This window comes from Treponema denticola (genome assembly GCF_024181605.1).
GTDB classification, from domain to species: Bacteria; Spirochaetota; Spirochaetia; order Treponematales; family Treponemataceae; genus Treponema_B; species Treponema_B denticola_B.
This window is the reverse complement of sequence record NZ_CP054477.1, coordinates 1,445,691-1,459,236: the sequence shown is the minus strand read 5'-3', so window position 1 is coordinate 1,459,236 and position 13,546 is coordinate 1,445,691. Positions and strand designations below refer to the sequence as shown.

Below are 13,546 nucleotides of genomic sequence, written 5' to 3'. Positions count from 1 at the left end.
TTTGCCGAAAATATCCTTAGGAGTGAATTATGGGTTTTAATAGTTTTTTAAGAACAACGGATATACTGCACAGAGCCTTGGATGTAAACTCTTTACGCTATACCGTTACATCAAATAACCTTGCGAATTCTGATGTTCCTAATTTTAAGAGGACTGAGGTAAATTTTGAATCGGAGTTAAAAAGAGCCTTTGATTCTGAAAAAAATGCAAAAGGGGCTTTTCAGCTTGCAACAACTCATCCCTTGCACATAAAATCAAATGAGCCTATAGATTATAAAACGGTTGAGCCTGTGCGTGTTTTGGATTATTTGACTGCCGAAAAAGCAAACGGAAATAATGTAAACCCTGAAGATGAAGCTATGAAGGTATTGAAGATTCAAATGCAGTATCAACTTTTAAGTATGATGGCAGGTTTTCAGTACAATCAGGTACAATCGGTTTTAAAGTAGAATAAGGAATCGGAGGAAAAAATATGGGATTGTTTACGAGTATAAATATTGCAGCTACGGGAATGGGTGTAGAGCGTCTTAGAACCGATGTAATATCAAACAATATTGCAAACGCTTCAAGCTTGGAAACCCAAGAAGGAGGCCCTTTTAAAAGAAGCCGTGTAATAGTCGGCCAAAAGAAAAGCGGTATCGACTGGCAAACTCCTTTTACTCCTCAAAATGTAGAAAGAGGAGTAGGTGAGGGCGTTAAGGTTCTTTCGATAGAAAAAGATACTTCCGATACCCGTTGGGTTTATGATCCGACACATCCTAAGGCCTTAAAGTACGGCCCTAAGGAAGGATATGTAGAGTATCCGAATGTAAACATAGTTACTGAAATGGTAGATTTAATTTCGGCTTCAAGGGCTTATGAGGCAAACCTTGCCGTTGTAAACGGTGCAAAGGATATGTTCCAAAGAGCCTTGGATATTGCAAGATAAAATGAACGATAGATTATTTTAGTGGGAGGAAAAAATGATAAACGCTGTAAATGTTGCAAATGTAAATTCGGTACCGGGACTTTTGGATGTTCCGAAAATTAATGCTGTTGTTACCGATAATTTTAGAGCCAAAATGGTTTCAAATACCGACATGATTGAGCTTGCTGCAAATAAAGAAGCTGCAAGTTTTGAGCAGACAATTTTAAAAGCATTCGACAGCATGAATGCAAAGCAAACAAACATGGACAAATTGGGAGAACAAATGATTGTCGATCCCGAATCGGTCGATGTTCATGATATAACGATGGGAATGGCCGAAGCAAGTTTGTCGCTTAAATTAGCGCAAACCATAATCGACCGTTTAGTAAAAACTTGGAATGATATTACTACAACGAGATAAAAATAGGCTGCAAGACTTTTAACTTAAAGTCTTGCAAAGCTCGTTCAGTACATGGGGGGAAACATGAACGAAAAGTTTAACAATCTAAAAACAAAGTTTGGGACGCTTTGGGGAAAATGGACAAAGCTCCAAAAAGGAATCATCATCGGGGTAATTGTACTTGCGCTGGTGTTGGTTGTCGTTCTCGGTAGATGGTCTTCAAAACCGACATCGGTACCAGTGATAGACATGGCGATAACCGATGTTGATCTGCGGGATAGAATTATCTTACGCATTAATGAAGAAAATGTAAAAACTGAAATCTCTTCTGATGGGATAATCTCGGTTGCCGATGAAGCAACTGCCAGAAGGATGAGGGCTATCTTGCTGCGTGAAGATTTAATACCTAAGAATACAAGTCCTTGGGCATTCTTTGATGTTGAGCGTTATTCTCGTACAGATTTTGAGCGCGAGATTGATGTACGCCGTGCAATTACAGAGGAAGTCAAGCGACACTTAAAAGCATTGGACGATATTGATGATGCCAATGTTGTCGTCCGAATACCCGAAAAAGCTTTATTTGAATCGGAACAACTTCCTGCAACTGCGACCGTAGTTATTTATCCTGCACCCGGAAGCGATATTTCGACCAATCGAAAGAAAATAGAAGGTATTCAAAAGATGCTTAGGCTTGCGGTTCCCGGATTAAAAAATGAAGATATTACTATAAGCGATGCTTCCGGTATTACCTTAAATGATTTTGAAGGTATGAAAGATGCCGACCGTTTAACTCTAATTGAAAAGCAGCAAAAATTTATTGCTAAACTTGAAAGGCAATACGGGGAAAATATATTAACTCCTTTACAAAAAATATACGGTGAAGACAGAGTTAGAGATATAAACGTTAAGATTGATATGGATATGTCTGAACGCTCTGCCGATACAACCGAAATACGCCCTACAGTTATCAAAGAAGATAATCCCGAGACTTCTTATGATGATTCTCAAGTAGTTCAATCGGTTACGGTAAGTTCGGAAAATGCAACCACTATCTGGGAAGGAAGCGGAATAAATCCCCAAGGGCCTGTGGGAACCGAGGGACAAACTCCTCCTTCTTACCAGGATACAAGAAATTTAGTGGGACGCTCGACTCAGACAATCACAAAGGAAAACCATCTTGTAAGTTCAAGCCAGATAAAGGAAGTCTTTCTTCCAAAAATGGGAAGAAGAACCGTATCTGTAAACATCGATGGTGTTTGGGAAAAGAAAAAAGACGTAAACGGAAAATATATTATTAAAAACGGTATGATCGAAAGAGAATATAAACCTCTTTCAGCTGAAGAAATAAAACAGGCCGAAAAAATAATTAAAGATGCCATAGGATTTGATGCAACTCGAAAAGATTCCGTAAGTGTCGTAAATGTTAAGGTTGATAGAACATCTCAATTTGAATTGGAAGATAAAGAATATTTTAAGGCTCTGCAAAGACAAACCATCTTCTTACTTTCACTGGCGGGAATCGCATTAATATTGCTCTTCTTTATATTGTATAGAATTATAAGCCGTGAGATTGAAAGAAGAAAAAGACTCCGCGAAGAAGAACTTCTGCGTCAGGCACAGTTGGAGCGTGAAAGAATGTTGTATGATCAGCAAATGGCTGATGCCGATGTTTCAATGACGGTTGAAGAGCGAAGACGTCAGGAGCTTCAAGAAAATGCTATTAATATGGCTAGGGAACATCCTGAAGATGTTGCTCTCTTAATTAGAACTTGGCTCATGGAGGAATAATATGGCTGTAGCACCTGCAAAAGAAAGAGGCAGTTCAAAAAAAGGTAAGGATATTAATTCTCTTACCGGAAGACAAAAGGCTGCTATATTTTTAGTATCTCTCGGAGGTGAAATCTCCGCTAAAATAATGGAAAGACTTCGTGAAGATGAAGTTGAAAAAATAGTTTTTGAGATTGCAAGAACCGAAACGGTAGAAGCGGAATTAAAAGATGCCGTTCTCCAAGAGTTTCAGGATTTAATGACTGCTCAAAACTTTATAACAACAGGCGGTATAGATTATGCAAGGGATGTTCTGGAAAAAACTTTCGGCAGTCAAAAAGCTATCGAAATAATAAACAGGCTTACAAGTTCTTTGCAAGTTCGTCCATTTGATTTTATTCGAAGAACGGATCCTGCGCACTTATTGAACTTCATTCAACAAGAGCATCCGCAGACAATAGCTTTGATCCTTGCCTACCTTGAGCCGCAAAAGGCATCGGTAATTTTGCAAAATCTTCCCGATGAAATTCAAAGTGATGTAGCAAGACGTGTCGCAACCATGGATACAACTTCCCCCGATGTTCTTCGTGAAGTTGAACGCGTTTTGGAAAAGAAACTGTCTACTGTTTCAAGTGAAGATTATACTGCAGCGGGCGGTGTCGACAGCATCGTTGAGATTCTTAACCTTGTTGACCGATCTTCTGAAAAATCCATTATCGAATCTCTTGAAGACGAAGATCCCGACTTGGCAGAAGAAATCAAGAAGAAGATGTTCGTATTTGAAGACATTGTTATGCTTGACGATAGATCCATCAGTAAGGTTCTGCGCGAAGTTAATAACGATGAAATGGCTAAGGCTCTTAAACAGGTTGATGCTGAGGTTCAAGATAAGATATTTAGGAATATGTCTAAACGTGCAGGTGCTATGCTCCGCGATGAAATGGAATACATGGGACCGATACGTGTTAAAGATGTTGAAGAAGCTCAGCAGAAAATTGTTTCGATTATCAGACACTTGGAGGATAAGGGTGAAATTGTTATCGCCAGATCCGAAGAGGATGAATTGGTATAAAATAAAACGGAGAATTGCTTATGGCTAAGACTATTTTTAGAGGCTTTGAGGTAAATAAAAACAATAGCGATGTAGTATTTTTACAACTCAATAAAACTTTTCAAGAAGAACCTGAAGAAATTATTGAAGAAGAAGTTCCGGTTTATGAAGGTCCTACTGTTGAAGATTTAAAAAAAGAAGCTGACGATTTTAAACTCGAATGGGAAGAGCAAAAAGAAAAAATGCTTTCCGATGCTAAAGCTGAAGCCGATAAAATTATTGAAGATGCTCAAAATGCAGCTTTTGATGAGGTAAGAAGGCAAACAGATGAAGCTCAAGTTATTGCTCAAAATGCAAAAAAAGATGCCGAGGATATTATAGCCGAAGCCGAGCAAAAAGCCAGAGATATAATAGCCGATTCCGAAAAAAACAAAGATTCCGTAAACCGTGATGCTTATAAAGAAGGTTTTAACCGCGGCCGTGAAGAAGGTTTTAAAGAAGGAAATCTTGAAGTACAACGCTTAACCGATCGTCTTCATACAATAATAAATAAGACGATGGATAGACGCCAAGAAATTCTTTCGGAAACCGAGCAGCAAATAGTGGATCTTGTTCTTTTGATGACAAGAAAGGTTGTTAAAGTTATTTCCGAAAATCAGAGAAATGTTGTAGTGTCCAACGTTGTTCATGCTTTGCGTAAAGTAAAGGGTAGGGGTGATGTGGTCATCCGTGTTAATCTTGCTGATGTTAAGATGACTACAGAGCACATCCAAAACTTTATATCTGCTGCAGAAAATATTAAAAATATTACGGTAGTTGAAGATTCTACTGTTGATCAAGGCGGATGTATCATTGAAACCGATTTCGGAGCAGTAGATGCACGCATAGCAAGTCAGCTTAACGAACTTGAACAAAAGATTTTGGAAATATCTCCCATTAAGACAAAGATAAAAACCGGAAATATTTAAGGTGCCGATATGGTAGATCTGTTTGATAAATATACCGATGCTGTCTCAGAAACCGATCCGATAAAATTTACGGGACGTGTTGTCCGTGTTCATGATAAATTAATTGAAAGTGAAGGACCTGTTGCTTCCGTAGGAGAGCTTTGCCAAATTATTACGGATGATAATCCTGATGGATTAAAGGCTGAGGTTGTAGGTTTAAACGGAACTATCGTTCAGCTGATGAGCTATACCGATGTTCAAGGTGTAAAAATAGGCGACCTCGTTATTGCAAGCGGAGAAATTCTATCCGTCCCCGTCGGAAATGTTTTGCTAGGCCGTGTTGTAGATGCCTTATGTAAATCTGCTGACGGTAAACCTGAACCTTATTCAGCAAGAAGATATCCTGTTGTAGCTCCGCCTCCGGATGCTATGACCCGTAAACCTATAAGACAAAGAATTGTTACCGGTATTCGAGCTATCGATAGTCTTTTGGCAGTTGGGCGCGGACAACGTCTTGGTATTTTCGCCGGTACGGGAATCGGAAAATCTACCTTGCTTGGAATGATAGCCAGAAACACAAATGCCGATGTAAATGTTATAGCTCTTATAGGAGAGCGCGGACGAGAAGTTTTAGATTTTATCGAACACGATCTAGGGCCTGAAGGTTTAAAGCATTCTGTTATTGTAAGTGCAACTTCAGATCAAAGTGCTCTTGCAAGAATAAGAGGGGCATATACTGCTACGGCCATTGCAGAATATTTTAGAGATCAAGGAAAAGATGTTATGCTTCTTTTTGATTCCGTAACACGCTTTGCTATGGCACAAAGAGAGATAGGTCTTGCCATAGGAGAGCCTCCTGCAACTCGCGGTTATACTCCCAGCGTTTTTAGCTCCCTTCCTAAACTGCTTGAAAGAAGCGGTACCTCCGAAAAAGGTTCCATTACAGGATTTTATACCGTACTAGTAGAAGGCGACGATATGAATGAGCCGATTTCGGATGCTGTGCGAGGTATTTTAGACGGTCATATTGTTTTGGATAGAAATCTTGCCGAGAGAGGACAATATCCTGCCGTTAATGTTTTAAAAAGTATTTCCAGATTATCCAACAGAGTATCGGGGCCGAACACAAAGGGTGCATCAAAACGAATGCGTACATTATTAAAAGACTACACCGAATCCGAAGATATGATAAACCTTGGCGCTTATCAAAAAGGAAGCAGTGCAGCAATCGATGATGCTATAGAACATTATCCGCGTATTTATGATTTTTTAACTCAAGAGGTTGACGATCCTGCAAAGCTGAAAGATACATTACAAAAACTTTCGGATATTACAGGTATTGATATTCCTTCGGAGGAATTTGATGAGGCCGGATTGGGTGTAGGAGCTATAAAAAAATATGCTCAAAGTTCCGAAAGCTCTGCATTGTATAAATCAAATTCTGAGGGTTAAGTAATGAAAAGGTTTGAGTTTCGGCTTGAAAAACTTTTGAACTTACGCGAATTTTATGAGCATCAGGCAGAAATTGAGTTAGCACAGGCTATTGCTCATAAAGATTATATCGATATTCAATTAAAACAAATTGCTAAGTTAAAAGTAAAAACGGGATCTGAATTTAATCCTGACTCAGATAAAATAGATATAACCGATCTTCATAATGCTCAAAATTATATTATACTCTTGGATAAAAAAAAGGATGACTTATTAGAAAAATTGGTTATTGCAGAGCAAATTATTGAAGAAAAAAGAAAGATTTACATTGAGGCTGCATCAAAACGTAAAGTAATTTCAAAACTAAAAGAAAAAAAATGGGAAATATGGAAAAAGGAAAATATAAAGGCGGAAGAAAACTATATCGATGATATTGTAACTTATAAATTCGGTCACAATAAAACAATTGCAGTTAAAAGCTATAATTAATCAAGGATGAGTACATGTTAAGTGTTTTTTTAGAAATAATATATGAAAGACAATTACGTAAAATTAATTTAAAAATCCTTACCGATTTTATTAACTTAATAAAAGAAGAAGCTTTATCAAACGGAGCAGACTTTATACAGGTTCAAGGCGGTTTTTATTTTTTATTTAAAAAAAAGTCGATTGCTTATGTCTTTTCTACTGCCAGATTTTTATATAATGTAAACAAAATATTAATTTCATATAAAGATAAAATTTCCGAAGTGAGATGTATTACCGACTATTATGAAGAAGATGTTTCACACGATGCTTTATTTGAATCTTTATCATTGTATAAAAAACAATTAATACCTGAGATGGGGCTTTTTGCTTCAAAAGAAGCTTCCGATAAACTTTCAAAATATATTGATTTTAATAAAACGGATTCTTCAATTTTATTATGCGCTACATTTAAGTTTTTTGAAAATATTAATTTAACTTATAATAAAAGTATTGAAAAAAAAGCTTATATAATACTGCATCGGAATAATAATTATTTTTGGTCTCTATATAATTTTATCTTGGCTAATCCCTTGGATAATGACTGTTTAAAAGCTATGAGTAATGAAGATAGAGTTTCTTTTTTAGCTACAAAAAATGTTTACATTTATTTAAAAAAACATAGATTTTCTAAAGATATGCCTCAATACTTTATAGATGCTTTTTTGACAAATTCTGCAATACATTTGAAGAATTACATAAAAAAACAAAATGCTGGAAGGTCTGTAAAAGTTTTAATAGATAATCTTAGCGATAAAAAAAATTTGGAAGAAGCGGAAAAAATATATGCAGTTAATAAATATATAGAAATAGAGGCTTTAGCTTCTTCTTTGCCATCAATATATAATATTCCTGATGATTTATTACAGCTGATATATATTATTCTTTCTTCAGGCAAATACTTTTTTTACGATGAAATTACAGATTTTTTAGTTTCATTGAATAAAAGTAAGACCTTTTTTGATGATGTTTATGCTTGGATGTATTCAATGGGGATTATTTTAGTCGAGAATAATATTTATGCCGTACCTTATGGGTTACCTGAAATTATTGAAAGACGTATTAATCTTAGCAAAAATATGATAGATTCAAATATAACTGAATATTTATGGGCTAAATATAAAAAAGGAATTTTAAATGCAAATTCGGAGACTGAAAAAGTATTTGATTCTTTAAATTTTAAATGTAAGCCTGATTTTTTGCTTGCTTCAATATTTCATAATTATTCGGATTCTTCTATTGAAGGTTTGGATTTAAAGAAATATAAAAATGAAATTTTTTATGATGCATTAAAATATTATCAAAATTCTATTATTGCAAACATAGATGATAGTACGGCGAAATCATATGCATATCTAAAAACTGCAATCGGTTTTTTTCAAGAAAATAAATTGGAATCGGGAGAGTATAGAGCTTTTTCGTTGCTTGCTTTCTTTAATTTAACGCAAAATAAAATATCCGATGCTATTACTTATTTTTCTTATGCTCTTGATAATGCCGAACATTCTCATGATACATCTTTTATCTGTGATGCATTATTTAATATTAGTGTTGTTTACTTCTTACAAAATAACTTAAAACAATCCATAACATTTTTAGATCGCTTAGCTGCTGCTGTTGATGAATATTTTGAACAGGATTGGAAAATTCCATATCTTTTTATGAGAGGGCGTGTTTATTTGCAAATAGGGGAATTTACTAAGGCTGCAGAAAATTTTAAGACGGCATCGGATTTTGCGGATTTATATTTTGATAAAATAGAACCATTATGTAAATCTTGGTATGGCCGTTCTTTAATTTATATGGGGCAAATAAAAAACGGTCAGGAACTTTTAATGAAATATATAGATTATACTGATGATGCTTTGTTATTTTTGTTGGAGTCTTTTTTATTTTATCCTATTTTGAATAATGATTTTGAAAAAATGGATTTGGATATATCTTCTATTTATAGTGCATATAATAATTCAGGTCTAACTGATTTTATAAACTTAAAGTCAGGTTTCAGTATTGCTGAAGATCTGATCTGGTCAAACATATATAATATGTCTATTGGAAAAAAGATGTTTGATGCTTTTTATAATTATTATAATTGTAAAATTAACTTTTCAAAGATGTATGATATCGAAGAGTGTAAGATTTTTTTATCGGATTTGGAAGCCTCGGCTGTTGAATCCTTATATCAAAATGATCCTTACTCATCTTTATATATGTATCTGTGTTATGATTTATCCGTTAAATTATACGGGGAAACTTCTTCTCAAAGCATTGCCTATCTAAGCAAGGCTTTTAAGTCAATGCAAAAAAACGTATTGGCGATAGGTGAGAACGATATACGTGACAAGTATATGCAAAATAATTTATGGAATTCCAGACTTTTTAAGGTTGCAAAAAGTCAAAAACTTATTTAATCTTGGAATATTTATGAAACGTTTTTTCGCCATTTTTTTTTGTTGTTTTTTTGTTTATTCGGCTCTTTTTAGTGATGATGAAACTATCAAAGCATATATTTCAAAGATGAGTATAGAAGACAAGGCTTCTCAAGTTTTAATGATGAGTATTGAAGGAAAAAAAACTTTTCCTCCTTATTTAAGCTCTTATTTTGATTCTTATACACCAGGTGCCTTTATTTTATTCGGTTACAATTTTTCGGATACTCCTGAAGCTTGTGCTTCTTATATAAAATCCGTTAAACAGTCCATACAAAGTCTGTCCAAATCAAAAATGTTTGTGCCGCCTTTTTTTGCTTCTGACTTTGAAGGCGGGCGTGTTTACCGAATCAGAAAAATAGGATCGCCCCTGCCTTCACCTAGAGAGGTAGCAGAAACATTAACGGAAGAAGAAGCTGTAGCTCTATATACTCATACAGCAGAGCAAATACACCTATTGGGTATACATTTAAACTTAGCTCCGATTGTTGAAAAAGAAAGATCCAAAGATGCCGGTTTCTTGGATGATCGTATTTTTTCCGATGATGAAGATATTTTAGTAAAATATTCCAATACTTTTATTTCCGGAATGAAAAAGGGTGGGGTGCTTTCTACCGTTAAACACTTCCCCGGAAATGCAGAAACAGATCCGCATCTTTCAAAAAGCATTATTGATGTTAATGAAGATATTTTTTATAAGGATTTTATTGCTCCTTTTCGCCGAATTCTTTATGGTACCGATGAAGCTGTGTTAATTTCTCATGCAGAAGTTTCTTTTATAGATAAAACCCCTTTTTGTTTTTCAAAAAAAGGAATAGAAAAAATTTTGCGTAATGAATTAAATTTTAAGGGTTTAATTATTACTGATGATATGGCGATGAAGGCGCTTAAAACGGATGGGCGCTCGACAGCCGATAATGTACTTTTAGCTCTTGATGCAGGCTGTGATATGGTTATGTGTTCAGAGCCTAAGTTTAAAGAGCTTGTGGAAGCAATTTCAAAAAAAATGAAAAACGAGTCCGATTTTCTTAAAAGAATTGATGATGCGGTATTTAATATTTTAAAAATAAAAATAAAAATGGGTATTATTGATGAATTATTGAAGCCTATAGAAAAATATAAATTTAATAAAGAAAAATTTTATAAGGCTAAAAAAGCAGCAGAAAGTATTTTATCCCATTGACAAAGTTTTATAAAACAAGCAAAATGGATTTATGAGATTCTCGGTTTATTCTTCATTTTTTATGAAAAAGAAATTGTTTGTGTTTTTGTTTATTATTTCTGCTCTATCACTTTTTGCAGATTTTACGTTTGATCTTAATCTTCAGCCTTATAAAAATGCGGAATTTTTTGCTGACGGACTTAAAGTTGAATCTAAACTTATATCTTCCGATAAGACTCTGGGGCATTTGAGTTTTACTTTAAAAGATAGGACAACTTCACTTGTGATAAAAAAAGAAGGCTTCCGTACTCATATTTTGGATTTAACTCTGATAGAACATAAAAAAGCCTTTGTTGTTCTTTCTCCCACAGATTCAAAATACGATGTAGTTAAAGTTATTCCCACAGGAAAAAAACCTAAGAGCGTTACCTTCGTAAACGATAAAGCCGTTGCTGTAGCTCTTCTTGACGGCTCGGGATTTGATCTAATAAATATTGAAACCGGAGAGACGAAGCGAATTTCTCCTCCAAAAGAATATGCCGAAAAATTCGGCTTTGTAGAATCTCTTGTTCTAAAACACAAAAACGAATTATGGGTTAGCCAAATGCCTACAGCCTCAATTCATATCTTTGATCTTACATCTTTTGAATATAAAAGGACTATAAAATCTACAGGTACATGGAGCAAGGTAATGGCTTATAATGCCGGCCTTGATAAGGTCTATTTGAGTAACTGGACCTCACAGGATATAAGCGTTATCGATCCTTCTTCTTATAAGGAAGAAAAGAAGATAAAAACTAAGGCCGTTCCTAGAGGTATGGCATTTTCTCAAGATGGAAAATTTATCTACTGTGCACAATTTGAAGACTCGGCCGGTAATTCTCAATGTAAACTTATAAAAAAATCTTTAGCCGATTATAAAACCGTTTACGAGGGCGGGGTAAAGGGGGCAAAGCGGCACATCGTTACCGACTATGAGCGTAAGCTAATCTACGTTTCGGATATGAGAAATGATATTGTTGAAGTTTATTCTACGGATAAGGATGAGCTTGTTGCAAGTATCAAGGTGTTTTTTAATCCGAATACTATTCAGCTTTCGCCTGATAAAAGCCTTCTCTATGTTTCATGCAGGGGGCCGAATAATCCGGATAAGGGATATTTGTATAAGGGTTATGTTTTCGGCCGTCTCGATATAATCGATACAAAAACCTTTACCCGTATTGAAAGTATTGAAGCCGGCAATCAGCCTACAGGCTTGGACGTTTCTCTCGACGGGAAAAAAATAGTCCTATCCGATTTTTTGGATAATAGAATAAGGGTATATGAAGTTGGGCCTTAAACTACTTGAAATATATTTTTTTAAGATTAAAATACGATAACAAGAAGGGGCGGATGTTTAATTTTGATAAAAAAACTGAATATGAAGATTTTCTCGAACTTTTAAAAAAATCTGATTCTTTGAACAGTTTAAATTTATCCGGTATGGAATTTGAAGGCTTGGACTTTTCAAAAAAATCTTTTACCGGATGTAGTTTTTTAAACAGTAAATTTAAAAACTGTAATTGCAGTAATCTGCATCTTCGAATGTGTTTTTTTGATTTTTGTGAAATAGACTCTTGTGATTTTCAAAATTCAGATATTCAGTTTTCCTCATTCGGCGGAGCAAAAATTATACGCACGGATTTTAAAAATTCCGAGCTTCTACAAAATAATTTTAACGGAATCAAGGCTGAAGAAGTATTCTTTAACGATTCGGATCTTTATAGTTCACGTTTTATGTTTTCGTTTTTAAAAAACGTTTATTTTCAAAACTGCAACCTTAAAAAGACCATGTTTTTATATTCGAAAGAAGATGGCGTTTCTTATAAATCATCAAATACCCGTGAGGCTGTTTTTACGGAAGGAGATGAATTTGTATGAAAGTTTATCTTCACTTTTCGTCCCAGCTTTTTGCAAACACCTATCTTATCGGAAATGAAATCACAAAAGAAGCCGTTATCATTGACCCTGCAAAAATTACCGAAAAGATAATCTATCAAATTGAAAGAAACGAATTTAATCTTAAAGCCGTTCTATTGACTCATAACCTTGAAAGCCCTTATGAAACGGGACTCAATACGATTTTAAAAATTTACAATCCAAAAGTTTATGCCGGAAGCTGTTTTTCTGAAACTGCAACAATAAATACATTAAGAGGGGATGGAACTATAAATTTAGCCGGTTATCCTTTAAAATATTTTGCAATTCCTGCACATTCATCATATTCTTATATATTTCAACTTGAGAATATGATATTTACCGGGAAATCCTTATCTGCAGGAATGATTGGTCAAACTTCAAATATGTACGCAGAGCGGACTCTGCGTAATATTTTAAAAACAAAACTTATGAGCTTGGATGACAATCTTATTATTATGCCTTTTTACGGACCTCCTTCTTCCATAGGGGTAGAGCGCAAATTCAATGCTTTTTTTCAAGATTTTGAAAATGAACCTTTTTAAATATGACGGAAACTTGTCTTTTTTTACCTGATAATTTAATGGCCGTTCTCTATGAGGAACAAAAGTTACTTCAAAGTCTTTTGCCTTTTCCTTTTCGTAAGACAATTCCTCTTTTTAAAACAAAGAAAAAATTTGATTTTATTACAATTTATCCGCCGATTTTGTCAGGATCTCTAATTGTAAGACCTTGTAATTCTCCCGATTCTTTTGAAGCTAATGGCGGCTTTATCTTAGGTGATGCACGTGAAAAGGCAAGAATAATATTTTTAAAACTTGAGAGCTTAAAACAAAAAACAAACTTGCCTGTTTTTTCAATTTTGAGCTGCCGCAGCTGGTACTATGCCGATGTTGAATTTAAAGAAGAAAAAAGCGGCCTATGCACATGGGAAATTAAAAATAAAGTCTGGCAAAAGACCGCTAAATGAT

At 34.8% G+C, this 13,546-nt stretch carries 14 protein-coding genes; all 14 read left to right on the top strand.

From position 1 onward, the window contains the following. The first annotated feature begins 29 nt into the window (after nt 1-29). The 14 genes from flgB (at nt 30) to E4N80_RS06735 (ending at nt 13,545) form a co-directional block, all read left to right on the top strand. Nucleotides 30-449: a flagellar basal body rod protein FlgB gene (gene flgB / locus E4N80_RS06800; protein ID WP_002668460.1), complete on the top strand. Its 420-nt coding sequence runs from the start codon at nt 30-32 to the stop codon at nt 447-449. 23 nt (nt 450-472) lie between these two features. Then, nucleotides 473-928 carry a flagellar basal body rod protein FlgC gene (gene flgC / locus E4N80_RS06795; RefSeq protein ID WP_002671661.1) on the top strand — a complete coding sequence of 152 codons (456 nt, stop codon included), beginning with the start codon at nt 473-475 and terminating at the stop codon, nt 926-928. 34 nt (nt 929-962) lie between these two features. Then, nucleotides 963-1,328: a flagellar hook-basal body complex protein FliE gene (gene fliE / locus E4N80_RS06790; RefSeq protein ID WP_002668464.1), complete on the top strand. Its 366-nt coding sequence runs from the start codon at nt 963-965 to the stop codon at nt 1,326-1,328. A 63-nt stretch (nt 1,329-1,391) separates the two neighbouring features. After that, nucleotides 1,392-3,095, top strand: a complete 1,704-nt coding sequence (gene fliF, locus E4N80_RS06785; RefSeq protein WP_253698409.1) for a flagellar basal-body MS-ring/collar protein FliF — start codon at nt 1,392-1,394, stop codon at nt 3,093-3,095. A gap of 1 nt (nt 3,096) precedes the next feature. Continuing rightward, nucleotides 3,097-4,146, top strand: coding sequence for a flagellar motor switch protein FliG (gene fliG, locus E4N80_RS06780; RefSeq protein WP_002668469.1), 1,050 nt, complete (start codon nt 3,097-3,099; stop codon nt 4,144-4,146). A gap of 20 nt (nt 4,147-4,166) precedes the next feature. Next, entirely contained in the window at nt 4,167-5,093 is a 927-nt protein-coding gene (gene fliH / locus E4N80_RS06775; RefSeq protein ID WP_253698408.1) for a flagellar assembly protein FliH, read from the top strand. A gap of 9 nt (nt 5,094-5,102) precedes the next feature. Then, complete coding sequence (gene fliI / locus E4N80_RS06770) at nt 5,103-6,524, top strand: flagellar protein export ATPase FliI (protein ID WP_253698407.1); 1,422 nt, start codon at nt 5,103-5,105, stop codon at nt 6,522-6,524. A gap of 3 nt (nt 6,525-6,527) precedes the next feature. After that, entirely contained in the window at nt 6,528-6,992 is a 465-nt protein-coding gene (gene fliJ, locus E4N80_RS06765) for a flagellar export protein FliJ (protein WP_253698406.1), read from the top strand. A gap of 14 nt (nt 6,993-7,006) precedes the next feature. Continuing rightward, on the top strand, nt 7,007-9,439 hold the full coding sequence (locus E4N80_RS06760; RefSeq protein ID WP_253698405.1) for a tetratricopeptide repeat protein: 2,433 nt from the start codon (nt 7,007-7,009) through the stop codon (nt 9,437-9,439). 13 nt (nt 9,440-9,452) lie between these two features. Continuing rightward, on the top strand, nt 9,453-10,640 hold the full coding sequence (locus tag E4N80_RS06755) for a glycoside hydrolase family 3 N-terminal domain-containing protein (RefSeq protein WP_253698404.1): 1,188 nt from the start codon (nt 9,453-9,455) through the stop codon (nt 10,638-10,640). Between the two features lie 61 nt (nt 10,641-10,701). Beyond that, on the top strand, nt 10,702-11,958 hold the full coding sequence (locus tag E4N80_RS06750) for a YncE family protein (RefSeq protein ID WP_253698403.1): 1,257 nt from the start codon (nt 10,702-10,704) through the stop codon (nt 11,956-11,958). A 53-nt stretch (nt 11,959-12,011) separates the two neighbouring features. After that, nucleotides 12,012-12,539, top strand: a complete 528-nt coding sequence (locus tag E4N80_RS06745) for a pentapeptide repeat-containing protein (protein WP_253698402.1) — start codon at nt 12,012-12,014, stop codon at nt 12,537-12,539. Next, nucleotides 12,536-13,120 carry an MBL fold metallo-hydrolase gene (locus E4N80_RS06740; RefSeq protein WP_253698401.1) on the top strand — a complete coding sequence of 195 codons (585 nt, stop codon included), beginning with the start codon at nt 12,536-12,538 and terminating at the stop codon, nt 13,118-13,120. The genes E4N80_RS06745 and E4N80_RS06740 overlap by 4 nt, the downstream gene beginning before the upstream one ends. A gap of 2 nt (nt 13,121-13,122) precedes the next feature. Next, nucleotides 13,123-13,545 carry a hypothetical protein gene (locus E4N80_RS06735; RefSeq protein ID WP_253698400.1) on the top strand — a complete coding sequence of 141 codons (423 nt, stop codon included), beginning with the start codon at nt 13,123-13,125 and terminating at the stop codon, nt 13,543-13,545. Nucleotide 13,546: the final 1 nt, after the last annotated feature.

Excerpts from the sequence above, each read along its gene's own strand:
- flgB (WP_002668460.1), top strand. The coding sequence starts at position 30 with ATGGGTTTTAATAGTTTTTTAAGAACAACGGATATACTGCACAGAGCC.
- flgC (WP_002671661.1), top strand. The coding sequence starts at position 473 with ATGGGATTGTTTACGAGTATAAATATTGCAGCTACGGGAATGGGTGTA.
- fliE (WP_002668464.1), top strand. The coding sequence starts at position 963 with ATGATAAACGCTGTAAATGTTGCAAATGTAAATTCGGTACCGGGACTT.
- fliF (WP_253698409.1), top strand. The coding sequence starts at position 1,392 with ATGAACGAAAAGTTTAACAATCTAAAAACAAAGTTTGGGACGCTTTGG.
- fliG (WP_002668469.1), top strand. The coding sequence starts at position 3,097 with ATGGCTGTAGCACCTGCAAAAGAAAGAGGCAGTTCAAAAAAAGGTAAG.
- fliH (WP_253698408.1), top strand. The coding sequence starts at position 4,167 with ATGGCTAAGACTATTTTTAGAGGCTTTGAGGTAAATAAAAACAATAGC.
- fliI (WP_253698407.1), top strand. The coding sequence starts at position 5,103 with ATGGTAGATCTGTTTGATAAATATACCGATGCTGTCTCAGAAACCGAT.
- fliJ (WP_253698406.1), top strand. The coding sequence starts at position 6,528 with ATGAAAAGGTTTGAGTTTCGGCTTGAAAAACTTTTGAACTTACGCGAA.
- E4N80_RS06760 (WP_253698405.1), top strand. The coding sequence starts at position 7,007 with ATGTTAAGTGTTTTTTTAGAAATAATATATGAAAGACAATTACGTAAA.
- E4N80_RS06755 (WP_253698404.1), top strand. The coding sequence starts at position 9,453 with ATGAAACGTTTTTTCGCCATTTTTTTTTGTTGTTTTTTTGTTTATTCG.
- E4N80_RS06750 (WP_253698403.1), top strand. The coding sequence starts at position 10,702 with ATGAAAAAGAAATTGTTTGTGTTTTTGTTTATTATTTCTGCTCTATCA.
- E4N80_RS06745 (WP_253698402.1), top strand. The coding sequence starts at position 12,012 with ATGTTTAATTTTGATAAAAAAACTGAATATGAAGATTTTCTCGAACTT.
- E4N80_RS06740 (WP_253698401.1), top strand. The coding sequence starts at position 12,536 with ATGAAAGTTTATCTTCACTTTTCGTCCCAGCTTTTTGCAAACACCTAT.
- E4N80_RS06735 (WP_253698400.1), top strand. The coding sequence starts at position 13,123 with ATGACGGAAACTTGTCTTTTTTTACCTGATAATTTAATGGCCGTTCTC.